At 71.6% G+C, this 25,649-nt stretch carries 21 protein-coding genes; 7 read left to right on the top strand and 14 right to left on the bottom strand.

What is annotated here, in order from left to right; genetic code table 11:
* Window positions 1–124: 124 nt before the first annotated feature.
* On the bottom strand, window positions 125–2,605 hold the full coding sequence (locus tag IEY71_RS01565) for a DEAD/DEAH box helicase (protein ID WP_189085025.1): 2,481 nt from the start codon (window positions 2,603–2,605) through the stop codon (window positions 125–127).
* Between the two features lie 380 nt (window positions 2,606–2,985).
* On the opposite strand from IEY71_RS01565, the gene IEY71_RS01560 reads away from it, so the two are divergent.
* Window positions 2,986–5,010, top strand: a complete 2,025-nt coding sequence (locus IEY71_RS01560; protein ID WP_189083558.1) for a hypothetical protein — start codon at window positions 2,986–2,988, stop codon at window positions 5,008–5,010.
* 42 nt (window positions 5,011–5,052) lie between these two features.
* Here IEY71_RS01560 and IEY71_RS01555 read toward each other — a convergent pair whose 3' ends face one another.
* From IEY71_RS01555 to IEY71_RS01525, 7 genes are all read right to left on the bottom strand, one after another.
* Entirely contained in the window at window positions 5,053–5,976 is a 924-nt protein-coding gene (locus IEY71_RS01555) for an AEC family transporter (protein ID WP_189083557.1), read from the bottom strand.
* A 35-nt stretch (window positions 5,977–6,011) separates the two neighbouring features.
* The gene (locus IEY71_RS01550) at window positions 6,012–6,533 is read right to left on the bottom strand and encodes a DUF6328 family protein (protein ID WP_189083556.1); all 522 of its coding nucleotides are present in this window, start codon (window positions 6,531–6,533) and stop codon (window positions 6,012–6,014) included.
* A complete protein-coding gene (locus IEY71_RS01545; protein ID WP_189083555.1) occupies window positions 6,533–6,820 on the bottom strand; it encodes a hypothetical protein in 288 nt (95 codons plus the stop codon). Before IEY71_RS01545 ends, IEY71_RS01550 begins: the two co-directional genes overlap by 1 nt.
* A gap of 76 nt (window positions 6,821–6,896) precedes the next feature.
* Window positions 6,897–8,081 (bottom strand): carboxylate-amine ligase, encoded by a 1,185-nt coding sequence (locus IEY71_RS01540; RefSeq protein ID WP_189083554.1) that lies wholly within the window; start codon window positions 8,079–8,081, stop codon window positions 6,897–6,899.
* A gap of 136 nt (window positions 8,082–8,217) precedes the next feature.
* On the bottom strand, window positions 8,218–8,625 hold the full coding sequence (locus IEY71_RS01535) for a hypothetical protein (RefSeq protein WP_189083553.1): 408 nt from the start codon (window positions 8,623–8,625) through the stop codon (window positions 8,218–8,220).
* 167 nt (window positions 8,626–8,792) lie between these two features.
* Complete coding sequence (locus tag IEY71_RS01530) at window positions 8,793–9,263, bottom strand: SRPBCC family protein (protein ID WP_189083552.1); 471 nt, start codon at window positions 9,261–9,263, stop codon at window positions 8,793–8,795.
* The gene (locus tag IEY71_RS01525; protein ID WP_189083551.1) at window positions 9,260–9,694 is read right to left on the bottom strand and encodes an ArsR/SmtB family transcription factor; all 435 of its coding nucleotides are present in this window, start codon (window positions 9,692–9,694) and stop codon (window positions 9,260–9,262) included. The genes IEY71_RS01530 and IEY71_RS01525 overlap by 4 nt, the downstream gene beginning before the upstream one ends.
* Window positions 9,695–9,895: 201 nt before the next feature.
* Between IEY71_RS01525 and IEY71_RS01520 the strand changes: the two genes are divergently transcribed.
* Window positions 9,896–10,312: a VOC family protein gene (locus IEY71_RS01520; RefSeq protein ID WP_189083550.1), complete on the top strand. Its 417-nt coding sequence runs from the start codon at window positions 9,896–9,898 to the stop codon at window positions 10,310–10,312.
* A 136-nt stretch (window positions 10,313–10,448) separates the two neighbouring features.
* On the opposite strand, the gene IEY71_RS01515 is transcribed toward IEY71_RS01520, so the two are convergent.
* The 4 genes from IEY71_RS01515 to IEY71_RS01500 form a co-directional block, all read right to left on the bottom strand.
* On the bottom strand, window positions 10,449–10,838 hold the full coding sequence (locus IEY71_RS01515; protein ID WP_189083549.1) for a TFIIB-type zinc ribbon-containing protein: 390 nt from the start codon (window positions 10,836–10,838) through the stop codon (window positions 10,449–10,451).
* A gap of 165 nt (window positions 10,839–11,003) precedes the next feature.
* Window positions 11,004–11,207, bottom strand: coding sequence for a transcription antiterminator/RNA stability regulator CspE (gene cspE, locus IEY71_RS01510; RefSeq protein ID WP_189083548.1), 204 nt, complete (start codon window positions 11,205–11,207; stop codon window positions 11,004–11,006).
* A gap of 302 nt (window positions 11,208–11,509) precedes the next feature.
* Entirely contained in the window at window positions 11,510–12,358 is an 849-nt protein-coding gene (locus IEY71_RS01505) for a hypothetical protein (protein ID WP_189083547.1), read from the bottom strand.
* Window positions 12,334–12,885, bottom strand: coding sequence for a hypothetical protein (locus IEY71_RS01500; protein ID WP_189083546.1), 552 nt, complete (start codon window positions 12,883–12,885; stop codon window positions 12,334–12,336). Before IEY71_RS01500 ends, IEY71_RS01505 begins: the two co-directional genes overlap by 25 nt.
* Window positions 12,886–13,129: 244 nt before the next feature.
* On the opposite strand from IEY71_RS01500, the gene IEY71_RS01495 reads away from it, so the two are divergent.
* The 3 genes from IEY71_RS01495 to IEY71_RS01485 are packed head-to-tail and all read left to right on the top strand — an operon-like array spanning window position 13,130 to window position 16,508.
* A complete protein-coding gene (locus tag IEY71_RS01495) occupies window positions 13,130–13,669 on the top strand; it encodes a hypothetical protein (RefSeq protein WP_189083545.1) in 540 nt (179 codons plus the stop codon).
* Window positions 13,670–13,704: 35 nt separating this feature from the next.
* Window positions 13,705–15,738, top strand: coding sequence for an ATP-binding cassette domain-containing protein (locus tag IEY71_RS01490; protein ID WP_189083544.1), 2,034 nt, complete (start codon window positions 13,705–13,707; stop codon window positions 15,736–15,738).
* On the top strand, window positions 15,735–16,508 hold the full coding sequence (locus IEY71_RS01485) for an ECF transporter S component (protein WP_189083543.1): 774 nt from the start codon (window positions 15,735–15,737) through the stop codon (window positions 16,506–16,508). The genes IEY71_RS01490 and IEY71_RS01485 overlap by 4 nt, the downstream gene beginning before the upstream one ends.
* Before the next feature lie 263 nt (window positions 16,509–16,771).
* Here the strand turns inward: IEY71_RS01485 and metH are convergent, their stop codons facing one another.
* Entirely contained in the window at window positions 16,772–20,455 is a 3,684-nt protein-coding gene (gene metH, locus IEY71_RS01480; protein ID WP_189085024.1) for a methionine synthase, read from the bottom strand.
* 289 nt (window positions 20,456–20,744) lie between these two features.
* On the opposite strand from metH, the gene IEY71_RS01475 reads away from it, so the two are divergent.
* Window positions 20,745–22,478, top strand: coding sequence for an ABC transporter ATP-binding protein (locus IEY71_RS01475; RefSeq protein WP_189083542.1), 1,734 nt, complete (start codon window positions 20,745–20,747; stop codon window positions 22,476–22,478).
* The gene (locus IEY71_RS01470) at window positions 22,475–24,613 is read left to right on the top strand and encodes an ABC transporter ATP-binding protein (protein ID WP_189083541.1); all 2,139 of its coding nucleotides are present in this window, start codon (window positions 22,475–22,477) and stop codon (window positions 24,611–24,613) included. Before IEY71_RS01475 ends, IEY71_RS01470 begins: the two co-directional genes overlap by 4 nt.
* Before the next feature lie 126 nt (window positions 24,614–24,739).
* On the opposite strand, the gene IEY71_RS01465 is transcribed toward IEY71_RS01470, so the two are convergent.
* Complete coding sequence (locus IEY71_RS01465) at window positions 24,740–25,594, bottom strand: 3-hydroxyacyl-CoA dehydrogenase (RefSeq protein ID WP_308426112.1); 855 nt, start codon at window positions 25,592–25,594, stop codon at window positions 24,740–24,742.
* Window positions 25,595–25,649 lie beyond the last annotated feature (55 nt).

The raw sequence follows: 25,649 nt of genomic DNA, 5'->3' as shown, positions 1-25,649 counted from the left end.
GCAAGCCGTGATGCGCGTCCAGTCAAGGCTTCAGCCGCAGGCACGGCTGCACGCCCGGGCACGACCGCACGCCCATGACGACCGCCCCCAGGCACGATCGCACGCCCACGCACGACCGCCACGGCTACAACCGCACGAACTCCACGTCGCCGAGCACGGCCGTGCCTGCTTCGGCCGACGCCTCGAGGTCGACCACGGCGCGAATCCGCCAGTCGTGGTGGCCCGCAGGGTCGTCCACGGTCTGCTCGGCGCGCCAGATCCCGGCCGAGGCATCCGATTCGTCGATCGTGACGAGTCGAGGCGAGCGCGCGGTGGGTCCAGTGCCGATGGCGTCGTGCTCGGCGTAGTAGGCGTCGAGGGCGTCCGGCCAGCCGGCGTCGGGGTCGAGCTCGACGAGCTCCTCCTCCCGATCGAGGGCGGCGAGCTGCACGCGCCGGAACAGCTCGTTCCGCACGAGCACCGTGAACGCCCGCCGGTTCGTGACGACCGAGGGCGGCGCGGGCGGCACGACGGGCGCCTCGTCCTCGGGCAGGTGCGCAGCGGGGTCGATCAGCTCGGCCCACTCGTCGACGAGGCTCGAGTCCACCTGGCGCACGAGCTCGCCGAGCCATTCGATGAGGTCGAGCAGCTCCTCGTTCTTCGCCTCCTCCGGCACGGTCTGCCGGATGGCACGGAACGCGTCGGAGAGGTACCGGAGCACGAGACCCTCGCTCCGGGCGAGCTGGTACAGCGCGACGTATTCCCCGAACGACATGCTGCGCTCGAACATGTCCCGCACCACGGTCTTCGGCCGCAGCTCGAAGTCGCGCACCCAGGGCTGGCTCGCCGCGAAGCGTTCGAAGGCGTGCGTGAGCAGCTCCTCGAGCGGCTTCGGCCAGGTGACGTCCTCGAGGCGCGCCATCCGCTCCTCGTACTCGATCCCCTCCTGCTTCATCGCCGCGACGGCCTCGCCGCGCGCGCGGAACTCCTGCTGGGAGAGGATCGGCCGTGGGTCGTCGAGCGTCGACTCGATGATCGAGACCACGTCGAGGGCGTAGTGGCCGGTGCCCTGCTCGCTCGTCTCGGGGTCGAGCAGTTCGATCGCGGCGAGCGCGAACGGCGAGAGGGGCTGGTTCAGAGCGAAGTTCGGCTGGAGTTCCACCTCGAGGCGGATCTCGACGCCGAGGGCCGTCCCGGCGGGATCCGGTGAGAGCGTCACGACCCCGGCGTCCCGCAGGGTGCGCAGGATGCCGAGGGCGCGGCGGGCGAGCTCGTATCGCCGGGCCCGCGGCTGGTGATTGTCGAACACGAGCGCGGCGACGTTCGCGGCCACGTCGCCCCCACGGGCGATGACGTTGATGAGCATCGCGGCGGTGAGCTGCAGCTGCGGCACGAGCGGCTCCGGCTGCGCGGCGACGAGGCGCTCGAAGGCGCCCTCGCCCCAGCTGATCTGTCCGGCGGGCGGCTTCTTGCGCACGACCTTCTTGAGCTTCTTCGGATCATCGCCGGCCTTGCGCACGGCCTGCTCGTTCTCGATCTCGTGCTCGGGCGCGAGGACGACGACGGTGCCCGCGGTGTCGTAGCCGGCGCGCCCGGCGCGCCCAGCGATCTGGTGGAACTCGCGGGCGCTCAGGTGCCGCATGCGCTGGCCGTCGTACTTCGCGAGCGCGGTGATGAGCACGCTGCGAATGGGCACGTTGATGCCGACGCCGAGGGTGTCGGTGCCGCAGATGACGCGCAGCAGTCCCCGCTGGGCGAGGGTCTCGACGAGGCGGCGATAGCGCGGGAGCATCCCGGCGTGGTGCACGCCGATGCCCGATCGCACGAGCCGCGACAGCGTCTTGCCGAAGCTCGTCGTGAAGCGGAAGCCGCCGATCGCCTCGGCGATCTCATCCCGTTGCTCGCGGGTGACGACGCGGATCGACGACAGCGCCTGCGCCCGTTCCATCGCCTGGGCCTGCGAGAAGTGCACGATGTAGACGGGCGCCTGCCGGGTCTCGAGCAGCTCCTCGACCGTCTCCTGCACGGGCGTCTTCGCGTACGAGAAGCTGAGCGGCACCGGACGCTCGACGCCGGTGACCTCGGCGGTCGGCCGGGCGGTGCGCGCCGACAGGTCCTCGGCGATCGCCGTGACATCACCGAGCGTCGCCGACATGAGCACGAACTGCGCCTTCGTGAGCAGCAGCAGCGGCACCTGCCAGGCCCAACCGCGCTCGGGGTCGCCGTAGTAGTGGAACTCGTCCATCACGACCTGGTCGACGTCGGCCTCCGCGCCGCGGCGGAGCGCGAGGTTCGCGAGGATCTCCGCCGTGCAGCACACGATCGGCGCGTCGGCGTTCACCGAGCTGTCGCCGGTGACCATGCCGACGTTCGCCGCGCCGAACACCTCGACGAGCTGGAAGAACTTCTCGGAGACGAGCGCCTTGATCGGCGCCGTGTAGTAGCTGCGCCCGCCCTTCGCGACCGCGGTCGCATGCGCCGCGACCGCGACGAGGGACTTGCCGGTCCCGGTGGGCGTGGACAGGATGACGTTCGCGCCGGACACGATCTCGATGACCGCCTCGTCCTGCGCGGGGTAGAGCGCGAAGCCGCGCGACTCGGCCCAGCCGACGAAGGCGTCGTACATCGCGTCCGCGTCGTAGGGCCGCGGGACGAGGTCGAGGAGCGCGTCGGTCACCCGTCGAGTCTGTCACGACGACCGGTGGCCGGACGGCGCTGCCCCGTCCCGGCTTGGCCCCCTCCGTGCCGGAACGGGGGGAGCCGGCCCATGACCGCGGTTCGGGTCGCGATCGGGCCGGCTCTCAGCGGACCACCCGCCGGAATCAGTTCCCCCTGCAGTCACGGCGGGGTGCGGTCCAGTGCACACGTTAGGGCCGGCCGCGAGCGCACCGCCTCAGGGGTGGCCCTGAAGTCGCCCCTGAGGCGGCGCCCGGGACGACGTGCTTGCCGGTTCATCCGCCCCGCCAGTAGCGTTCGCTCAGCCCGCCTGCCCGAGAGGAGACCGCGATGCTCATCGCCGAAGACGCCGGCCGCGAGTCGGCGAAGTCGCCGGAGCCCGGTGCGTTCGACAGCGCGCTCGTCGTCGTGCACGGCATGGGCAGCGCGTACACCAGCCAGATCCTGCTCGAGTGGGCCGAGCCGCTCCTCGAGCGGATGGACTGGATCGCCCGCGACCGGATCATCGGCGGCCGCGACGAGCACGGGGTGACGATCGTCGACTCGGAGCTCACGGGCGACGTGCCGATCGTGACGGCGACGGTCGCGTTCCCGACGCGGGGCACCGGTCGGGTCGAGGACGGCGCCGTGGTGGATGCCGAGACCACCCTGCGCCGCATCGCGATCGTCGAGGCGCGCTGGTCGGAGTCCTTCGTGCCGATGTCGCGCGCGCAGGTGTTCCGCTGGGCGGTGCCGTTCATGTGGCGCGCGCTCACCCGCATGCTCGGGCTCTTCCGGCAGACCCTCGTCATGCTGCCCTGGCTGACGCTCGTCGAACATCAGCGCCCGCCGCACGATCGACTGCTGCTCGGCCGCACCCTCACCGCGATCGTCGACGTCGTCCGGGTCGCAGTGCTCACCGTGGTGTTCGCGGCCGTCTGGCTCGGCGTGGTCCTGCTCGGCGTGGTGCTCACCCCGGTCCTGCCGTTGCTCAGCCCGCTGCTGCTGATCCCCTGGTTCAAGGAACTCGCCCAGGGCGTGCTCGACGCCTTGGTCGGCTCGATCGGCGACGTGGCGGCGTGGAAGGAACGGCCGGTACGGGCCTCCGCGATGCGGCTCGTCGTGCGCGACGCCCTCGCCAGGGCCCGCGAGCTCGTCGGCGACGACGGGGACGTGCACCTCTTCGCGCATTCGCAGGGCGCCGCGGTGGCGACGTTCGCACTGTTCGAGGAGCTCGACCCCGCGGCGTTCAACGTGCGCCGGCTGACCACCGTCGGCGCGGCCGTCGTGCTGCTCGGCCGCGAGAACTGGCGCGGCCGCAGCGACCGCTACGCCCCCGTCGCCAACTGGATCGGCGCATCTCCCGAGCGCCCGGTCGCCTGGGCGAACCACTGGGCCGTCTGGGACCCCTTCTCCGCCGGGCCGATCGCCGACAGCCGGCGCGCGGCGCGCGAACGGTGGCGCGCCGCGTACTTCCCCAGACCGGGCGACGCCGCGCTCGGCCCCGAGGAGCACGCGGTGCACAACACGAGCCAGCCGTTCCTCGATCACAGCGAGTACTACCGCAACGTCGTGCAGGTCGTCGATCCGACCGCCAGGCACCTGCTCGGCCCCGCGCTCGCCGCCCGGCCCGCCGAGGTGGAGTACCTCGAGAACCGGCTCGCGGTGATCGACAAGAAGTCGCTCGGCACCAACCTGCTCGCGGCCCTCGTCACGGCCGCGATCCTGCCCGGGCTGCCCGCGGCATCCGCCGCCTTCGCGTGGCTCGTCCGGACCGTCACCCTCGCGGTCGGCGCCGTCGCGGGCGTCTTCACGGGCGCGCCGGCGGAGGACGCCCTGAGCTCGCTCGCCTGGCTCGTCGACGACGGCCGGCTGACGGACTGGGGGTGGCTCATCGCGGCCGCCCTCGTCGCGGCCCTGCTGATCTGGCTGAACCAGCTGCTGAACGGCCTCACCCAGCGCTCGCTCGTCTGGCAGCGCTGCCCCATGGAGGCGCGGCGGTGGCTCGTGCTGACCGCGCTCCCCCGCGTCGGCTACGTCGCGGCCGCCGCGGTCACCGTCTGGTGCGCGATCGCCGCCTGGACGACGCCGCCGCTTCCCGCGACGGCGCTGTGGGCCTGGGGGCTCGGCATCGGGCTCGTCGCCGCGTTCGTCATCGCCGAGCCGCGCTTCGCCCCCTCGCCCGTGGTCGTCCCCGCCCGCCGCGTCGCCCCGGGCGCGAGCGCGACCGCCGAGCTGCCGCCGCCGATGACGATCGGCCGGGCGCTCACGAGCTCCGCCTACCAGGACGAGCTCGCCGCGCGCCGCCGCCTGCTCACGCCGACGACGGCGTGGTCGCGGTTCTGGGCCCGCGTGCTCCACGGCTGGCGGGGCTGAGACTCGGGCTGAGACTCGGGCGACGACGAGGCCGGCTGAGCCTCAGGTGCCGAGCAGCAGCGCGATGACGGTGAGCACCGGCACCGCTCCCACCGTGGTCAGAAAGATCGTGTCGCGCGCGAGCACCTCCGCGGTCTCGTAGCGCTGCGCGTAGTTGAAGACGTTCTGCGCGGTCGGCAGCGCCGCGAGCACCGTGACCGCGTAGAGGGCGGCGTCGTCGAGGCCGAAGACGAAGCGGCCGAGCGCCCACGCCACGACCGGCATGACGAGGAGCTTCAGCCCGGCCGCGATGAACACCTCGACACGGGCGCCGCCCGGCGCGAGGAGGCGTCGGCCGTGCAGCGACATGCCGTAGGAGATGAGCATGAGCGGCACGGCCGCGTGCCCGATGAGCTCGATCGGGTCGAGCACGATCGGCGGCAGCTCGATGCCGCTGACGGCGACGAGCACTCCCGCGAGCGAACCCACGATGATCGGGTTGGTGAGGGTGCCCCGCACGATCGCGGCGACCGAGGTGCGCTGCTCGACGACCGCGCCGAGCACCGCGAGGGCGACCGGCGCGAAGAGCAGGAGCTGCAGCAGCACGATCGGCACCGAGAGCGCCGCGTCGCCCAGCATGTACACCGCGATCGGGATGCCGATGTTGTTGCCGTTGACGTAGCCGGAGGCGAGCGAGCCGATCACCGTGTCGGCGAGCCGGCGGCGGAGCAGGAGCATCGACACGAGGCCGAACAGGAGCATCATCGTCGCAGCCGCGATCGCGGAGACCGGCAGCAGGGTCGAGAACAGCTGCTGGATGTTCGCGGTCGCGAGCACCGAGAACAGCAGGAACGGCGCGAGCACGTTGAAGGTGAGCTTCGCGAGCACCGGCCGGGCCTCGGGTCCGAACAGGCCCGACCGCGCGGTGATCCAGCCGACGACGACCGCGAGCGCGATGACGACGAAGCCGGTGAGCACGCCGATCATGCGGCCGGTCCCGTCGGGTCATCCACACGCCGAGCCTACGGGTCGAGCCGTGCGCGCCATCCCGTCCACGTCATGATCGACCAGAATCCGACGACGACGACCGCCGCGATGCAGAGCGCGAGCACCCCGATCTCGCGGCCCGCGGCGACATCGAAGATGAGCCCCGTCACGCCCGCCGCGATGAAGGACACGACGGCGATCTGGGCGATCAGCAGGCGGTTCGCCGTGCGCACGAGGCGCTGCTTCGCGTGCTGCCGGAACAGCGCGCGATGCAGCATCACGGGCGCGAGCCCCAGCAGCGTCGCGAGGCCCGCGGCGATGACGAGGCAGAGGTAGAGCGTGTGGGCGTACGGGTCGAGCTCTTCGAAGCGCGGCTGGAACGCGACCGCGAGCAGGAACCCCGAGAGGATCTGCGTCCCCGTCTGCACCGCCCTGAGCTCTTGCAGCAGCTCGTTCCAGTTGCGGTCGTACCGCTCGGTGGCCGTCTCGGAACGGCCGTCGGCTGGATCAGCGTCGACATCCGGATCGGTTCCGGCGCCGCTCGGATGGGCCGTCATCACTCCCAGGCCGCGGTGTGCGTCCAGCCGGCGAGGTAGGCGCGCTCGTTCTCGTTCAGTCGCACGAAGTCGCGCATCGGGAAGCGTTCGAGCTCGCAGAGCTCGTAGATCCGGCGGACCACCGCTCGGCGCAGCGGGGCGCTGGGGTGCTCCAGGATCTCGCGCTGCAGGGTGGGCTCGAGCATCGGCCACCAGATGCCGATCGGTGGAAGCTCGGCGCGCCTCGCGCCGATGGTCGGAAGCTCTGCGCGTCTCGCGCTGATGGGCTGCGGTGCCTCGATGGTCATGGCGCTCCCCTTGTTCCCCGATGTGGTGATCCCCGATCCGAGCACGACGCCCCACGCCGCCCTCGGCAGAATGAAGCTACTCCACCGCCGCCCCGGCCGCATCGGGCTTGACCCCATCGGCGGCCGGTGCTAGCCCGGACGTGCGAAGCGGCCCGTGGTGGGCGGCGACGGTCGCGCCGAGCGCGGCCAGCCCGCCGGAGGCGTAGGCGCGGCGCTGCCGCTCGGCCCCCGATCCCCGGGCCAGCAGGGAGCGGATGTCGCGTGCCACGGAGCCCGGCGATCCGCACCAGTCGAGCGCCCACTCCACGAGCGCGGGGAGCGGGGCGACGCCCTCGCCGAGCGGATGCGGGACGAGCGCCGCGTGCCCGTCGCGCGCCGCCGTCCACACCGCCGTGTTCAGGACGTCGGAGTCGATCGCGGGCGGCGGCTGCGGCATCCGCATCATCCGTGCCGCGATGAGCCGGACGAAGCCGCAGACCGCGACCGTGTCCCGCACCTCGAGCTGCGCGTCGCCGAAGCGCAGCTCGATCGTGGGCAGGTGGTGCGAGAGGCGCACCGTCCAGGTGACGAGGGCCGCGTCGTCGTCGCCGACGGCGGCGAGCACCTGCGTGCGGCGGCCCGTGTAGTCAGCGAAATCGGCGAACGGCGCCGGCACGCCGATCGAGATCCAGCGCCGCAGGAGGATGGTGCGCCAGCTGGCGAAGCCGGTGTCGCGGCCGCGCCAGAACGGCGAGTTCGCGGCGAGCGCGGTCAGCAGCGGCACCCAGCCGCGCAGGCGGTTCAGCGCCTCGACCCGCTGCTCAGGGTCGTCGTAGCCGAGGTGGACGTGCATGCCGCACACCTGATGGTCGTCGAGGATGCCGCGGATGTCGGCTGCGATGCGGCGGTACCTGGCGCCGTCGGCGGGCTCCGGCGAGTCCGCCTCGTGCAGCAGCGTGCCGCTCGAGGCGACCCCGAGGCCGAGTCCGGCGGCCGCGGCGGCGAGTTCGCGCCGGGCGCGCAGCAGCAGGGGCGCCGCGGCCCTCGCGTCGTCGCAGACCGGGGTGGCGTACTCGAGCTGGTGCGCGAGGAACTCCCCCTCGATGCGGGGGGATCCGGGCAGGCTCACCTCGTCCAGCCGCTCGCGGACGGCCGCCGCGGCGTTCGCGGGCTCGAGGGTGCGTGGCACGACGAGGGCGAACTCCTCCTCGATGCCGAGCCGCGGCGCCGGGGGCGCCGTCCACGCGGAGGCTTCCGTGGGCGCTGGGTCGAACCCGGTCATCGGCGACTCCGTTCGGTCACGGGAGCCGCGGCGATGGACCCCCACCGTCCGGTCTACCCCGCCTCCGCCCGCGCCGCACGGGCTTGACGGGATGCGCGCCGCATGCGATCGCGCGCGATCACGCGACCGGGCGGGCTCAGGCGGGCATCGCGAAGCGCGTCGCCGACCAGGCCGCGGTGACGCGGCTCACCGCGAGCGCCCCGTAGCCGGCGTCGCGCATGACGCCGCGCACCGCGTCGGCACCGGGCGCCGGGCCCTGCACGCCGCCGTGCACGACCCAGACCGGGGCGACCACACCGCACTCGCGGAGCCATCCCGGCAGGCCGTGCAGCGATCGCTCGTCGTCGACGACCGCGACGACCACGTCGGCCTCCCAGGGGACCACCCTGGGCGAATCGGCGAGCGCGTCGACGAGGGAATCCACGGGGAGTCGGCCCAGCACGGACACCGAGGCATCCTCTGCGACGTCGAACTCGCCGGGCGGCGGAGGCGGCGCTCCGACGAGGCGCACCGCCGATCGCTCCGCGTTCGAGTCCCACCCCATCGCAACCCTCCCCGGGACATGATGACCCCGTCGGGGGGCGGCGCGCAATGCCCTGAGCGAGGTTGGTCGCCGGGTGACGCGAACGGGGGTGCCGGGCACCGCCGAAGCGGAGACGAGTGCGCCGCTGAGACCCCTTCAGGGGCCCCAGCGGCGCTGCTCCGACGGGGTCAGGCGACGACACCGTCGAGGCGGGCGTAGCCCTCGGTGAGGCCGCGCTCCATGTCGCTCGCGATCATGCCGTCGCGGGACTCGACGCTCGGGTAGACCGAGTGGATGACGAGCCGGGTGCGGCCGTCGCCGAGGTCCTCGAACCGGATCGTCTCGATGGCGACGACGTCGGGGTAGCCCTCGAACTCGAAGGTCTGCACGGCGAGCTCGTTCTCGCGCACGGAGTGGAAGCTGCCGTTGAACGCGTACCGCTCGCCCTGCCCGTCGACGTGCACGTAGCGGTAGCCGCCGTGGCTCACGAAGTCCCACTGCTCGATCTGCATCTCGTAGCCGTTCGGTCCGAGCCACTGCTTCACGAGCTCGGGCTCGCGGTGCGCGCGGAAGAGGCGCTCGACCGGAGCGTCGAACTCGCGCACGATGTCGATGAAGGGCAGGCCCTCCGGGGCGGTGATGGTGACGGGGTTCGTCATGATGGTCTCGATTCAAGTGCGGGGCCGGCGGAGCCGGCGCCCTGGTCGGATGCCTCGGCCGAGGCATCCCGCGTGAGTGGAGTCGACCCGCCCGATGGCGAGTCGTCGGCGAGCAGCGCGTCGAGCGAACGGAACCGCTGCTCGTGGATCAGCCGGTAGCGGTCGATCCACGCGGTGAGGGCTTCGAGGGCGGCGGGGTCGAGGTGCACGGGCCGGCGTTGCGCGTCGCGCGAGCGCGTGACGAGCCCGGCGTGCTCGAGCACCTGGATGTGCTTCGACACCGCCTGCTTGCTGATGGAGAACGGCTCGGCGAGCTCGTTGACCGTCGCCGGCCCGCGGCTCAGGCGGGCGACGATGCGGCGGCGCACCGGGTCGGCGAGGGCGAGGAAAGCGCGGTCGAGGCGGTCGTCGGACGACGGGTCCAGGATCATCTCGCGCCTCCTCTCGTTCGTCCAGCTCGCATGATCAACCTTTTCATTGATCAACCTTGTAGTTGATTAAGATACGCCGAGGCATCCTGCACGTCAAGCGATCTTCCGAACTCGCCGGACCGAATTCGCACGCGCCCCTCGCGCGCGGCCCACGAGGGGAGCAGAATCGGCGCGAAGTCCGATCCGATCGAAGGAGCAGTGATGACCGTCACACTGAACCCGTATCTGCACTTTCACCACGACGCGCGGCAGGCGCTCGAGTTCTACCACTCGGTGTTCGGCGGCACGCTGAACGTCTCGACGTTCGCCGACTTCGGCCAGGCCGACCCTGCCGATGCCGACAAGATCATGCACGGCCAGATCGACGGCGACCACGGCGTCACGATCATGGCCGCCGACACGCCCTCGCACCTGGAGTACCGGCCCGCCGCGGGGTTCGCCGTCTCCGTGTCGGGCGACGACGACGCGGTGCTCCGCGGCTACTACGACCGGCTCGTCGACGGCGGCACGGTCGTCGAGCCGCTCGTCGTCGCGCCCTGGGGCGACGCGTTCGGCATGCTGGTCGACCGCTTCGGGATCAGCTGGGTCGTGAACATCTCGGGCAGCGCGCAGGCGTAGCGCCCGCTCCCGCGCTCCCGCGCTCCCGCGCTCCCGCGGCGAAAGGGTCGCATTCCGACATCCGGTGCCCATCTTGGGCATCCCAGTGTCGGAATGCGACCCTCTCGTCGGTGTGGAGCCGAAGGGTTGGAGCGGCTCAGTCGAAGAGCTCGGAGAGCCAGTTCTCCTTCTTCTTCTTGCGGTAGTGGCCCTGCTCGTAGCCGCGGCGGTCGTAGTCGGAACCGCGCTGATCGTAGCCCTGCCCCTGACCCGTCATCTGGCGCAGCAGGTCCATCGGGTTCTGGCCGCCTTGCTGGGCGGGCTGCTGGTACTGGGGCTGCTGGTACTGCGGCTGCTGCGGCGGCGCCGGCTGCTGCGGGGCCTGCTGCGGCGCGGCCTGCGCGCCCAGTTCGCGGCCAGCGCGCTCGAGGATCTTGTCGAGCTCGCCGCGGTCGAGCCAGACGCCGCGGCAGGTGGGGCAGTAGTCGATCTCGATTCCGCTGCGCTCGCTCATCACGAGCACGGCGCCGTCAACGGGGCACTGCATCAGACTGGTTCCTCCCAGGTGCGTGTCGCCGGACCGGGCGATCCGATTCCCGCGAGCGTATTGGCCCAAGCTGTGCTGACGCTGGGGCGCTCGGGTGTCGCAGCCGGGAACGACGAACGCCGCGGGGAATCCACCCCGCGGCGTCCAGATCGTTCGGTGCCGAGATCAGATCGCGCGGATCTTCTCCGCCTGCGGGCCCTTCTGACCCTGCGCGACGTCGAACTCGACCTTCTGCCCCTCGTCGAGCGAGCGGTAGCCGTTGCCGTCGATCGCGCTGAAGTGCGCGAAGACGTCAGCGCTGCCGTCGTCCGGGGAGATGAAGCCGTAGCCCTTTTCGGCGTTGAACCACTTGACGGTTCCGGTTGCCATGCTGTGTTTCCTTCGTTCGTGCCTATGGGCGGCTCGTGCCCGCCCTGCGCAGGCGACCGGACCGGTCGTCGCGCTCCGCGGATGCCCCGCGGGGGCCGAGGCGGAACGCTGCTGGCGGCCGCACTCGAATCGGGTCATGCCGCACGGATGGATCCGCCCCCGGGCAATCAACGTGGAGGCACGGGCGGACGCCCGCTGGGTTGGAGTACTGGCTAACATAGCCCACCTGTGTCTTCGATCGGAAGACTCTCCACATCACGAATCTGCACAGGATTCGGCTGTGTGTCGGAGTGTGACATCGATCAACAGCCCGGTCCGTCGGGGTTCGCCCGACAGTCGCCATCGGTGAGCACGGTTCGGAAGGTGCCCACGAGGAGCTCCAGCTCGCCGGCCTCGACCGACAGCGTGCCGGGGATGCCGCGCCATCCGGATCCCGCGAAGCGGTACTCGGCCGAGTAGTGCACGGACAGCCGAACAGTGGCACGCCCCGGCTGCTCGAAACGGAGCGAGGTGTCGGTGTTGGAGAGCGCAGGCAGGCCGAGCTCGTCCCAGCTGCGTCCCGCAGAACCGGCCACGACGCGCTCGCCGCTCGATGCGGTCCACTCGAAGGAGACCGGGGTGAACGCGACCTCGACGGGCCTGCCGAGCAGCACGCCCGCCCGCGTCACCGGGCCCGCTTCGGCGATGAGGTTCACCGGCCGCCCCACGATCGCCCAACCCGACGGCTCGCTCGCGAGCCCCGACGAGCCCGGGCTGAAGGAGGCGACGTCGCGAAGGGTCAACGTCGGCTCGGGCTGCGCCGGATCCGACGGCGGCGGTTCCTCAGTCTCCGGAACCGCGCAGATCGCCGGGTTCATCGGGCTGCAGTTCATCGGCGGGGGTGGGGGTGGGGGTGGGGAGTCGGCCTGTGCCTCGGACCCGGATTCGCCTGCACGCTCGACGAGGTCCGTCTCCTCCGCAGAATCATCCGGGCCGTCCGCGATCTGGCCGATGATGTCGACCCGTTCCGATTCGCTGTCGACTGCGCCCGCGGCACAAGCTCCAACGATCGCATCGACGCGCACGCATGCGGACGCCATCTGAGGCACCGCAACAAACCCCAGCGCTGCCCCAACACACGCGCCCGTCAGCAGAAGTCGTCGCCATCCCATTTCTCACTCCCGTCGAGCAGCAAGCGGTCTCCGTCAGGCACGAATCGGAGGCGCACAGGTGTGCGCAACGGACGTTCGGGGGGAGTCACGTCCACGCCCTCCGCGTTCAGAACGACCGTGCCGCCCACATCGAGACACGCGTAGATCTGAACCACCTCGCGGTTTGCCTCAATCAAGCGCGCGCCTTCGACGCTGCCCTCACCACGGACGACCAAGCCGCCCTCAGCTATCTGCGCGTAGGCCTTGAGCACTGTTGGCTCGTACGTAGCGGAGACGTGATCCTTGATCCGGTCGCTCCCTTTCCCTCCGTCAGCGAGTATCGCGGCATCAACGGCCGCATATGCCGCATACGCCGCTTCGGCGGCGGCGAGGGCCTCTTCGTCGCTCGCGAAGATCGGTGCCGGCGGTGACGGGGTGGGCGGAGGCGACGACGGCGCCGTGGATCCGGCGTCGCACCCGGCGAGCGCGGCGACCAGTCCGAAGGCCACCGCAGCGGCGGCGACGACGGTTCGACGAGTTCGAGGCATCCCTGCACGCTAGGCGACGCCGCGCGCCGGGGCGGCCGACTGTCCACAGGGATTGCCGCCCACTGCGCGAGGGGAGTCGCGTCGCCCTGGCGGCCCTGCGCACAACGCCGCAATGCCACGTGCAGCGCTTCGCAGAAGCGCCGCATGTGCCGGCGTGGCGAAGTGACGGGAGAGAAAAGAACGGCACCGCATCCCTGCGCGTCGCAGCGCGACATCCGACCTCTGCCGCCCCTACGCTTGGAGCGTGACCTCCCCCATCCGCGCCTCCCTGCTCGCCGCGGCCGCCCTGACGGCGCTCGCGCTCGCCGGTTGCACCGGGCAGCCCGCCCCCTCGCCCTCCGCCACCGGCGCCGCAGCCACCGAGCCCGCGACCGGGACCTGCGGCGGCATCACCGTCGTCGTCGACACCGGCGACCTCGAGCTCGCCGACGACGCCTCGATCGACAGCTGCGTGGTCACCGAAGATCCGATGATCGCAGCCGACGCGCTCGCCCGTGCCGGCGTGGAGACCGAGGGAACCGCGCAGTACGGCGACCAGGTCGTGTGCCGGGTGAACGGCGTGCCCCAGCAGGACCTCGCGATCCCGGCCGCAGACGGCAGCGAGTACCACGAGACCTGCGAGTCGATGCCGGCCGCATTCGCCTACTGGGCGCTCTGGCACAAGCCGGCCGACGGCGAGTGGGGCTACGCACAGGAGGGCCTCAGCACCCTCGAACTGCAGCCCGGCGACGCCGTCGAGCTCCTCTTCACGCTGAACGACGAACCGGCCGCCCCCGCGGAGTGATCCCGCCGGCGCCTTCGACCCCCACGAGCCACGCCGTGTTCCGATTCCGAGCCGCACCGCTGCGGCACGCCGCGATCCTCGCGATCGGATTCATCGTCGTGCGCGTGCTGTACCGCATCCTCTTCCACGGGGTCGACGGCAGCGGGACCGTGCTCGTCGATCTGCCCGTGGTGCGCCTGCCCGCGCCGTTCGCGCACGTCACGATGCTCGGTCCGATCACGAGCGGCGGCCTCTGGAACTCGGTCGAGAGCGCCCTGCCCATCGCGGCCGTGATCTTCGCCTTCGGGGCGATCAATGCCTGCATCGACCTGTCGAAGCTGTTCGCGCGCGGGGCGCGGGGCGGCCCCCTTCGCGGCGCGGCGCGTACCCTCGTCATCGCCTGGGCGACGGTCCCCGCGCTCGGCGACGCCGTCCGCCAGGTCGCGCTCGCCCGGAAGCTCCGCGGATCCCGCGGCGCCGCCGCCCTGCTCGTCCCCCTGCTCGAGCGCACCGTCGAACGCGCCGTCGCGATCGCGGCCGCGATGGAGGTGCGCGGCTTCGGCGCGCAGCGCTCGGTGGATGCCGGGAGGGCGACCCCGATCGAGTTCCGCCACGTCGTGCTCGCCTACGGGGCGTGCGCGGATGCCGCGGACGCCGACCCCGGTGCGCCCGTCGAGGGCTGGACGCTCGCCGTCGAGGAGTTCGTCGTCCCCGCCGGCAGCCTCGTGCTCGTGAGCGGTCCGACCGGCTCCGGCAAGTCGACGATGCTGCACGCGCTGAGCGGCCTGCACACCCACTTCGACGACGGCGAGCTGCACGGCTTCGCCCGCGTCGGCGGCGTCGACCGCCGTACGGTGCCGCCTCGGGAGACCGCGGGGTTCATCGGCGTGGTGCTGCAGAACCCCCGGATCGGCTTCGCCAGCGAGACCGTCGCCGACGAGATCGGCTTCGCCCCGACCGCGCGCGGCGTCGTCGCCTCGATCGTCGCGGCCCGCGTCGCCGAGGCCGCGGCGCGCGTCGGCGTGACGGCGCTGCTCGACCGGGACATCCGCGCGCTCTCCGCCGGCGAGGCGACCCTCGTCGCGATCGCCGCCGCGCTCGTCGAACGCCCGCGCATCCTCCTCGTCGACGAGCCGCTCGCCGACCTCGACCGCGAGGCGCGACTGCGGATCCGCACCCTGCTCGACTCCCTCGCCCACGAGCACGGCGTCTGCGTCGTCGTCGCCGAGCACCGCGTCGGCGAGCTCGCCGCCGTCGCCGACGCCCGCTTCGACCTCGGCGACGGCCGGGTCGTCCGCGTCGCGCCCGGCGCGGGGGCCGCACCGGCGGGCGAGGAGGATGCCTCGAGCCACGACCGCGGTCCGGCCGCGACGGGCGCTTCGACGGGGGAGGCCCGATCTGGCGGCGAGGCACGGCTCGAAGCCCGCGGCATCCACGTCGTGCTCGGCGGCCGGGTCGCGGTCGACGAGGCATCCCTCGATCTCTGCGCCGGCGAGATCGTGGCGCTCGCCGGGCCGAACGGCGCCGGCAAGTCCACCCTGCTGCTCGCCCTCGCGCTGCCGAAGGCGGCCGGCGCGGTCCGCGTGAACGGCATCGACGTCGCCCGGCTGCGCCGGCGTGCCAGGCGCGCGGCGGTCGCGCTCGTGCCCGAGGCATCCGACGACCTGCTGTGCGCGACGAGCACCGAGGAGGAGTGCCGACGGGCCGACCGCGAGGCCGGCGCGCCCGGCGGGACGACGCGCGCCCGCTTCCTCGCCTTCCTCGGCGCGGGGGACGGCACGAGCACCGCCGCGCGACTGCTGGCGAGCCATCCGCGCGACCTCTCGACCGGCGAACGGCGCTGCCTGGCGATCGCGATCCAGCTGGCGGCGGATGCCTCGGTGCTGCTCATCGACGAGCCCACGCGCGGCCTCGACGCCCGGGCCAGATCGCTCGTGGCGGCAGCGCTCCGGACCGCCGCCGGCGAAGGCCGCGCGGTCGCGATCGCCACGCACGACCACGCGTTCGCGAGCGAACTCGCCGAGCGCACCATCGAGATGCGCGACGGCCGGCTCGGCGCCGGCGCCCTGCGGACGGCGGTGCGCTCGTGAAGTGGAGCCCCCGCGTGCAGACCCCGCTCGTCTGGGGCGGGCACCTGCTCGCCGCGACCGCCTTCGCCTGGCCGCTGTTCGCTCCGGCGGTGCCCACGGAGGCGCAGGGCGCGGTGCCCTTCGTCGCCCTCGCCCTCGCGCCGCTCGCCGCAGTGACACTGGTGTTCGTGCTCGACGGCAGCGTGCGCTCGGCGAAGGTGCTCGCGTTGCTCGGCACGCTCACGGCCGTCGGGGCCGCGGTGCGGGTCGTCGGCACCGGCGTCGGCGGGATCGAGGCGGTGTTCGTGCTGCTGATCCTCGCCGGCCGGGCGTACGGGGCGCGGTTCGGCTTCTTGCTCGGCGTGTTCGTCATCCTGCTGTCCTCGACGCTGCAGGGCGGCTTCGGGCCGTGGACGCCGTTCCAGATGTTCGCCTGCGGCTGGGTCGGTGCCGGGGCCGGGCTCCTCCCCCGCCTCCGCGGACCGCGGGCGAAGCTCGCCGAGATCGCCATGCTCGCGGGTTACGGCGTGCTCGCCTCGTACGCCTTCGGGCTCGTCATGAACTTCTGGTACTGGCCGTTCGCCGTCGGCACGGGCGCGGGCATCTCGTACGAGCCGGGCGCGACGCTCGGCGAGAACCTCGGCAGCTTCTTGCTGTACTCGCTCATCACCTCGACGGCGAGCTGGGACACGCTGCGCGCCATCACGACAGTCATCGGCCTGGCGGTGGCGGGGCCGGCGGTGCTCGCGGCCCTCCGCCGGGCGAAACTGCCGCGCGATGCGCTGCGCTGAGCGCGGTGCGCCGCGTGGGTCGCTGAGCCCGGTTCGCTGAGCCTGTCGAAGCGGTCGCGCCCCTTCGACAAGCTCAGGGAACCAGTGGTTCGCTGAGCTCGTCGAAGCGCCCCAGTGGTTCGCTGAGCTCGTCGAAGCGCCCTTCGACGAGCTCAGGGAACCAGCCCTTCGACGAGCTCAGGGAACCACCCTTCGACATGCTCAGGGAACCAACCCTTCGACATGCTCAGGGAACCAGCCCTTCGACGAGCTCAGGGAACCAGTCAGACGGAGAAGTACTTCGCCTCGGGGTGGTGGAAGACGAAGGCATCCGTCGACTGCTCGGGGTGCAGCTGCAGCTCCTCGCTGAGCTCGACGCCCATGCGCTCGGGGCGCAGCAGCTCGACGACCTTGCGGCGGTCCTCCATGTCTGGACACGCGGGATAGCCGAGCGAGAACCTCGCGCCCCGGTACTCGAGCTTGAAGAGGCCTGCGGCATCCGCCGGATCCTCGGCGGCGAAGCCGAGCTCCGCCCGGATGCGCGCGTGCCAGAACTCGGCGAGCGCCTCGGTGAGCTGCATGACGAGGCCGTTCAGCTCGTAGTAGTCGCGGTAGCGGTTCTCGGCGAAGAGCTTCGCGGTGACCGCGTCGATGCTCGCGCCCGCGGTGACGAGCTGCACAGGCAGCACGTCGATCTCGCCGGACTCCCGCGACCGCACGAAGTCGGCGAGGCACAGGTGCCGGTCGCGGCGCTGCCGGGGGAAGCGGAAGCGCAGCCGATCGGCGCCGAGCACGCCGCCGGAGCCGCCGTCGGGCGCGAGCAGCCCCGGATGCCCCAGCACGCCCTGCGGATCGTCGCCGTGGTGCAGGACCACGACGTCGTCACCCTCCGAGACGACGGGGAAGAAGCCGTACGCGACCGAGGCGTCGAGCATGCCCTCGGCGAGGATGCGGTCGAGCCAGTACCGGAGCCTCGGCCGCCCCTCGCGCTCGACGAGCTCCTCGTAGCTCGCGCCGCCCTCGCCGCGTCCGGGCTTCAGGCCCCACTGACCGAGGAACGTCGCCCGCTCGTCGAGGAACGCGGCGTAGTCGGCGAGCGCGATGCCGCGCACGATGCGGGTGCCCCAGAACGGCGGGGCGGGCACGGCGTTGTCGCGCGCGACGTCGGAGCGCGCGGGCATCGCGTCGGGCTCAGTGAGCGTCAGCCGCGAGCCGGCGGAGTGGATGCGCTTCTTCAGCGCCGGCAGCCCCACCTCGGCGGGGTCGGCGCCGCGGGCGATGCGCACGAGCGGCTCCATCAGGGCGAGGCCCTCGAAGGCGTCGCGGGCGTAGCGAACCTCGCCGTCGAAGAGGCCGGCGAGGTCGTCCTCGACGTAGGTGCGGGTGAGCGCCGCGCCGCCGAGGATGACGGGCCAGCGCTTCGCGAGACCTCGGGCGTTCAGCTCCTCGAGGTTCTCCTTCATCACGACGGTGGACTTCACGAGCAGCCCGGACATGCCGATCACGTCGGCGTCGTGCTGCTCGGCGGCGGCGATGATGTCCGCGATGGGCTGCTTGATGCCGAGGTTGATCACCTCGTAGCCGTTGTTCGTCAGGATGATGTCGACGAGGTTCTTGCCGATGTCGTGCACGTCGCCGCGCACGGTGGCGAGGACGATGCGGCCCTTGCCCGCGGCATCCGCCTTCTCCATGTGCGGTTCGAGCAGGGCGACCGCGTTCTTCATGACCTCGGCCGATTGCAGCACGAAGGGCAGCTGCATCTCGCCCGCGCCGAAGCGCTCGCCGACGACCTTCATGCCCTCGAGCAGGTGGTCGTTGATGATGCCGAGCGCCGTCATGCCGTCGGCGAGCGCGAGCTGGAGGTCGGCTTCGAGCCCCTTGCCCTCGCCGTCGACGATGCGGCGTTCGAGGCGCTCGCCGACGGGCAGCGCGGCGAGCTCGGCGGCGCGCTGGTCGCGCAGCGCGGCGGTGTCGACGCCGGCGAAGAGGTCGAGCATGCGGGCGAGCGGGTCGTACGTGACGTTGCCCTCGGCGTCGAAGGCGCGGCGGTCCCAGACGAGGTCGAGGGCGACCTCGCGCTGCTCCGGCGACAGCGAGGCGAGCGGCACGATCTTCGCGGCGTCGATGATGCCGGAGTCGAGGCCCGCTTCGACCGCTTCGTGCAGGAAGACGGAGTTGAGCACGCTGCGCGCGGCCGGGTTCAACCCGAAGGAGACGTTGGAGACGCCGAGGGTGAAGTGCAGCCCCGGGTACGTCTCGTGCAGGCGGCGGATCGCCTCGATCGTCTCGATCGCGTCGCGCCGGGTCTCCTCCTGACCGGTGGCGATCGGGAAGGTGAGCGCGTCGAGCACGATGTCGTGCTCGTGCAGCCCCCACTCCCCCGTGAGCTCCTCGACGAGGCGGGTGGCGATGCGCACCTTGTCGTCGGCGGTTCGCGCCTGCCCCTGCTCGTCGATGGTGAGGGCGACGACGGCGGCGCCGTGCTCCTTCACGAGCGGCATGATGCGGCCGAAGCGGGAGGCGGGGCCGTCGCCGTCCTCGTAGTTGACGGAGTTCACCACGGGGCGACCGCCGATGAGCTCGAGGCCTGCGGCGATCACGGCGGGCTCGGTGGAGTCGACGACGAGCGGCAGGGTCGAGGCGCTCGCGAGCCGGGAGACGATCTCGCGGATGTCGGCGACGCCGTCGCGGCCGACGTAATCGACGCAGACGTCGAGGAGGTGGGCGCCGACGCGGGTCTGCTGCTTCGCGATCTCGACGCAGTCCTCGTAGCGGCCCTCGAGCATGGCCTCGCGGAAGGCCTTCGAGCCGTTCGCGTTGGTGCGCTCGCCGATCGCGAGGTACGCGGCGTCCTGGTCGAAGGGGACGTGCTGGTAGAGCGAGGCGACGCCCGGCTCGATGCGCGGGCGGCGGGATGCCTCGCCGACGGCCGGCGCCGAGGCATCCGCTGCGGTGCCGGCGCCCGTCGGGGCGTCGGCGCGGAGCCGCGCGACGACCGCCGCGAGGTGCTCGGGCGTCGTGCCGCAGCAGCCGCCGACGAGGGCGAGGCCGAACTCGCGCACGAACTGCTCGTGCGCCGTCGCGAGCTCGGCCGGCGTGAGCGGGTAGTGCGCGCCGTCGGCGCCGAGCACGGGGAGGCCGGCGTTCGGCATGCAGGCGACGGGGACGGGCGAGTGCTTGGCGAGGTGGCGGAGGTGCTCGCTCATCTCGGCCGGGCCGGTGGCGCAGTTCAGGCCGATCGCGTCGACGCCGAGGGGTTCGAGGGCGGTGAGCGCGGCGCCGATCTCGGAGCCCATGAGCATGGTGCCGGTGGTCTCGACGGTCACCTCGACGAGGATCGGCAGGCGGATGCCGCGGGCGACGATCGCCTGCTTGCAGCCGTTCACCGCGGCCTTCGTCTGCAGCAGGTCCTGCGAGGTCTCGACGAGGAAGGCGTCGGCCCCGCCGTCGATGAGGCCTTCGGCCTGCAGCGCGAACGTCTGCTTGAGGTGCTCGTACGTGGTGTGGCCGAGGCTCGGCAGCTTCGTGCCGGGGCCCATCGAGCCGAGCACCCAGCGCAGGCGGCCGTCGGCGCGCTCGGCGGCCTCGACGCGCTCGCGGGCGATGCGGGCCCCGGACTCGGCGAGCTCGGCGATGCGGTCGTCGATGCCGTAGTCGGAGAGGTTCGACCAGTTCGCGCCGAAGGTGTTCGTCTCGACGGCGTCGATGCCGACGGCGAGATACGCGTCGTGGATGCCGCCGATGACGTCGGGGCGGGTGGCGTTCAGGATCTCGTTGCAGCCCTCGTGGCCCTCGAAGTCGACGTCGAGGGAGAGCTCGTGCTGCTGCAGCATGGTGCCCATCGCCCCGTCGGCGATCACGACCCGCGTGCGCAGCGCGTCGAGCAGCGCCTCGGCGCGCACCGTGCGGGGCACCGCCTCGACGTCGAGGGGGAAACGCGGCGCTCGCGCGCCCGGGGCGGTGGTCAGGCCGGTCACGCGGGCGAGTCTAATCGGCCGGTCCGACCCCGGGCGCGGATGCGTCGCCGTGCTGCGCCGGGGCTGGGATGCCGATCGGAACGGAGATGGTACCCCGGGACGATGCCGCCTCCCCCGAGCGGTGGTTGCGGGATCTCTGAACACGATATATCGTGACTCCTCGTCGAACGCGATATATCGTGATTTCCTCGCGTTCGCGGACCGCGTACGCGGATGTCGGCGGGGCGCTGCACAATGGAGCGTCCCTCCGCACCGACACGATCGAACCCCGGAGTCTCCCGTGCTTGCAAAGCTGCTCGTCAGATACCTCAAACCATACAAATGGCTCCTGCTGGGGGTGCTGGTGTTCCAGTTCCTCTCCGCCCTCGCGAGCCTCTACCTCCCGCGCCTGAACGCCGACATTGTCGACGAGGGCGTGTCCCGCGGCGACACCGCGTACATCTGGTCGACGGGCACTTTCATGCTCACGATCTCCCTGGGCCAGATCCTGTGCTCGATCATCGCCACCTACTTCGCCGCCCGCGCGGCCATGCAGCTCGGCCGCGACATCCGCAACGACGTCTTCGAGCGCGTCTCGAGCTTCTCTGAGCGCGAGGTGTCGAAGTTCGGCCCCGGCTCGCTCATCACCCGCAACACGAACGACGTGCAGCAGGTGCAGATGCTCGCGATGATGGCGGCGACGTTCCTCGTGACGGCGCCGCTGCTCGCGATCGGCGGCATCATCATGGCGCTCCAGCAGGACGTCGGGCTCAGCTGGATCATCGGCGTCGCGGTGCCGACCCTGCTCGTGCTCGCCGCCCTCGTCATCGGCCGCATGGTGCCGCTGTTCCGCTCCTACCAGCGCAAGCTCGACGGCGTGAACCGCGTCATGCGCGAGCAGCTCACCGGCATCCGCGTCATCCGCGCCTTCGTGCGCGAGCCGATCGAAGAAGAACGCTTCCGCGAGGCGAACACCGACATCATGGTCGTCGGCCGCAAGGTCGGCTCGCTCTTCGTGCTGCTGTTCCCCCTCTTCATGCTGATCCTGAACGTCACCACCATCGCGGTGATCTGGTTCGGCGCGATCGAGGTCGACCAGGGCGGCGTGCAGATCGGCACGCTCCTCGCCTTCATGCAGTACATCGGCATCATCCTCGGCGGTGTGCTCATGGCGAGCTTCATGACGATGATGATCCCGCGTGCGGCGGTCTCGGCCGACCGCATCGGCGAGGTGCTGCACGCCGACACCTCGCTCGAGCGCCCGGCCGACGCCGTGAGCGAGTTCCCCGAGACCGGCACGGTGACCTTCCGCGACGCGGCGTTCACCTACCCGGGCGCCGAGCACCCCGTGCTCGAGGGCATCTCCTTCAGCGCCGCCCGCGGCGAGACCGTCGCCATCGTCGGCTCCACCGGCGCCGGCAAGACGACGCTCATCTCGCTCATCCCGCGGCTCTTCGACGTGACAAGCGGCGAGGTCGTCGTGAACGGCGTCGACGTGCGCCGCGCCGACCTCGACGCGCTCTGGCAGACGATCGGCCTCGTGCCGCAGCGCCCCTTCCTGTTCAGCGGCACCGTCGGCTCGAACCTGCGCTTCGGCCGCGAGGACGCCACCGACGAAGAGCTCTGGCACGCGCTCGAGATCGCGCAGGGCCGCGACTTCGTCGAGGAGATGCCGGGCGGGCTCGACGCCCGCATCGCGCAGGGCGGCACGAATGTATCGGGCGGGCAGCGGCAGCGGCTCGCCATCGCCCGCGCGATCGTGCACGCGCCCGAGATCCTCGTCTTCGACGACTCGTTCTCGGCGCTCGACCTCACGACCGACGCCAGGCTCCGCCAGGCGCTCTGGCGGGAGCTCCCCGAGGTCACCAAGATCGTGGTCGCGCAGCGCGTCTCCACGATCACCGACGCCGACCGCATCGTCGTCCTCGACGACGGCGGCATGGTGGGCGTCGGCACGCACGCCGAGCTCCTCGAGACGTGCCAGACGTATCGCGAGATCGTCGAATCCCAGCTCGGAGTGGAGGCCGCACGATGACCCGCACGACCCCGCAGCAGCCGGAGCTCAGCGAAGAGGAGAAGCTCGAACTCGAGCTCGCCGAGCAGGCCCGCATCTCCGCCGACGACTGGTCGGGGGCGGTCGCGCCCGGCAAGGCGAAGAACTTCCGCCAGTCCTTCGGCCGGCTCCTCGGCCTCCTGGCCCCGCACAAGTACGCCTTCGCCCTGGTCTCGCTCCTCGGCGCGGTCGGCGTGCTGCTCACCGTGCTCGGCCCGAAGGTGCTCGGCGAGGCGACGAACCTCGTCTTCACCGGCGTCATCGGCTCGCAGCTCCCGGCGGGAACGACGACCGAGCAGGCCGTCGAGCAGCTCCGGGCGGCCGGCCAGGAGGAGATCGCGAACATCGTCGCCGCGGCCGGGGTCGTCCCCGGCGAGGGCATCGACTTCGTGCGCCTCAGCCAGGTCATCATCCTCGTGCTCGGCCTGTACTTCGCGGCGGCGGTGCTCACCTGGCTCCAGGGCTACGTGATCAACGTCATCATGGTGCGCACCATGTGGCGCCTCCGCGAAGAGGTCGAGGCGAAGATCAACCGCCTGCCGCTCAGCTACTTCGACAAGGTGCAGCGCGGCGAGCTGATCTCGCGCGTGACGAACGACATCGACAACATCACCCAGATGATGCAGCAGTCGCTCTCCGGAGCGCTCACCGCGGTGCTCACCGTGGTCGGCGTGCTCATCATGATGTTCTCGATCTCGTGGCAGCTCTCGCTCGTCGCCCTCGTGTCGCTGCCGCTCATGGCCGTGATCTTCGGCATCATCGGCCCGAAGTCGCAGAAGGCCTTCGGCATCCAGTGGCGCAAGGTCGGCCGACTGAACGCCCGCGTCGAGGAGTCGTTCTCGGGCCACGCGCTCGTCAAGGTGTTCGGTCGCGAGCAGTCGAGCCTCGAGGCGTTCAAGGCCGAGAACGAGGAGCTCTACCGGGCCTCGTTCAAGGCGCAGTTCCTCTCGAACATCATGATGCCCGGCATGATGTTCATCGGGAACCTGACCTACGTCGGCATCGCGGTGCTCGGCGGGCTCATGGTGGCCGGCGGCCAGCTGCGGCTCGGCGACGTGCAGGCGTTCATCCAGTACTCGCAGCAGTTCACGCAGCCCCTCTCGGAGCTCGGCGGCATGGCCGCCGTGGTGCAGTCGGGCACGGCCTCGGCCGAGCGCGTCTTCGAGCTGCTCGACCAGGACGAGCAGGAGGCCGACGCGGCCGACGCGCCCGCTCCGGCCGTCGGCGACGGCACGATCGAGTTCGAGCACGTCTCGTTCGCGTACCACCCCGACCGGCCGCTCATCCGCGACCTCTCGTTCCGGGTCGAACCCGGGCAGACGGTCGCGATCGTGGGGCCGACGGGCGCCGGCAAGACGACGCTCGTGAACCTCATCATGCGGTTCTACGAGCTGAACGGCGGCCGCATCCTGCTGAACGGTCAGGACATCGCCGAGCTCACCCGGCACGACGTCCGCGCCCGCACCGGCATGGTGCTGCAGGACCCGTGGCTGTTCGCCGGCACCATCCGCGAGAACATCCGCTACGGCCGGCAGTCGGCGAGCGACGACGAGATCATCGCGGCGGCGAAGGCCACCTACGTCGACCGCTTCGTGCACTCGCTGCCCGACGGGTACGACACCGTGCTCGACGAGGACGCCGCCAACGTGTCCGCCGGCGAGAAGCAGCTCATCACGATCGCCCGCGCGTTCGTGTCGCAGCCCTCGGTGCTCATCCTCGACGAGGCGACGAGCTCCGTCGACACCCGCACCGAGCTGCTGCTGCAGAACGCGATGGCGGCGCTCCGCGAGGGACGCACCTCCTTCGTGATCGCGCACCGGCTCTCGACGATCCGCGACGCCGACCTCATCCTCGTGATGGAGCACGGCGACATCGTCGAGCAGGGCAACCACGAGCAGCTGATCGAGAAGAAGGGCGCGTACTACCGCCTCTACAACTCGCAGTTCGAGCAGGCGGCCACCGACCTCGACGCCGAGGCGGCGCTCGGCGACGGCACCGTCGTCACGGGCGACGCCGACGACGAGACGGTCGACGGCGAGGGCGGCGAGACCGCCGATGTCCAGGGCGGGGCTCCGGCCTCGGCCCAGCGCTCGGCGGGTTCCGCCGAGACGAGCTGACCACTCACCGCATGCGGAACGCCCGCCCCTCCGAATGAGGGGCGGGCGTTCTGTCGTTCGCCGGAGCCGCGGGCGGGGCGCAGCGGCGCCGGCGCTGCGCGCGGGACCGGGCGAGCCGCCGGCGGCTCAGGCCGCGGGGTAGGTGTAGAAGCCCTCGCCCGTCGCGACGCCGAGCTTGCCCTGGTCGATGTAGCGCTCCTTGATGAGCGCGGCGAAGGCGCGCTGCTTCTCGTCGCCCATCATCGAGATGTTGTACGCCGTGGTCAGGCCGACGATGTCGTAGATCTGGAAGGGCCCCATCGGGGCGCCGGTGCCGATGCGCCAAGTCTGGTCGATCGCCTCCGGCTCGGCGATGCCGTCCACGAGCAGCTCGCCGGCGGCCTGCAGGAACGGCACGAGCAGCGAGTTCAGCAGGTACCCGGCCTTCTCCTTCTTGATCTCGATCGGGACCATGCCGATCTGCCCGGCGAACTCGACGACCGCCCGGTACACGGCCGGGTCGGTCTGCTCGGTGCCCATCACCTCGGCGGTGTTGTGCGCCCAGACGCGGTTCGCGAAGTGCAGCGCCAGGAACTGCTCCGGCCGCCCGGTGAACGGCGCGAGCGCGCTCGGCAGCAGCGTCGAGGAGTTCGTCGCGAAGATCGTGCGGGCGGGGGCGACCCGACCGAGCTCCTCGTAGACAGACTTCTTGATGTCGGGGTTCTCGGGCACGGCCTCGATCACGAGGTCGGCGTCGGCGACGGCGTCGGCGAGCACGTGGCTCGTGCGGATGCGCGCGAGCGCCTCCTCCGCCTTGCCCTCGGCGGCACCGGCCACGCCCTCGGCGCGGTAGGTCTCGGCGAGCTTGGCGAAGCGCTCCTTCGCCGCGACGAGCGCGGGCTCGTCGACGTCGTAGGCCACCACGTCGAAGCCGTGGTACGCGGTCTGGAACGCGATCTGCGAGCCGAGCACTCCGGTGCCGAGCACGGTGATGTGTTGCATGGTCATTCCTCTTCTCTTGTGGAGCTTCTGGTGGAGCTGCTCGAGCGGCGGTGGG

Origin of the sequence: Agromyces mediolanus (assembly GCF_014648575.1) — a bacterium.
In the GTDB taxonomy this organism is placed as follows: Bacteria; Actinomycetota; Actinomycetes; order Actinomycetales; family Microbacteriaceae; genus Agromyces; species Agromyces mediolanus.
The sequence above is the reverse complement of the archived record's forward strand: the minus strand, read 5'-3'. Positions and strand labels throughout refer to the sequence as shown.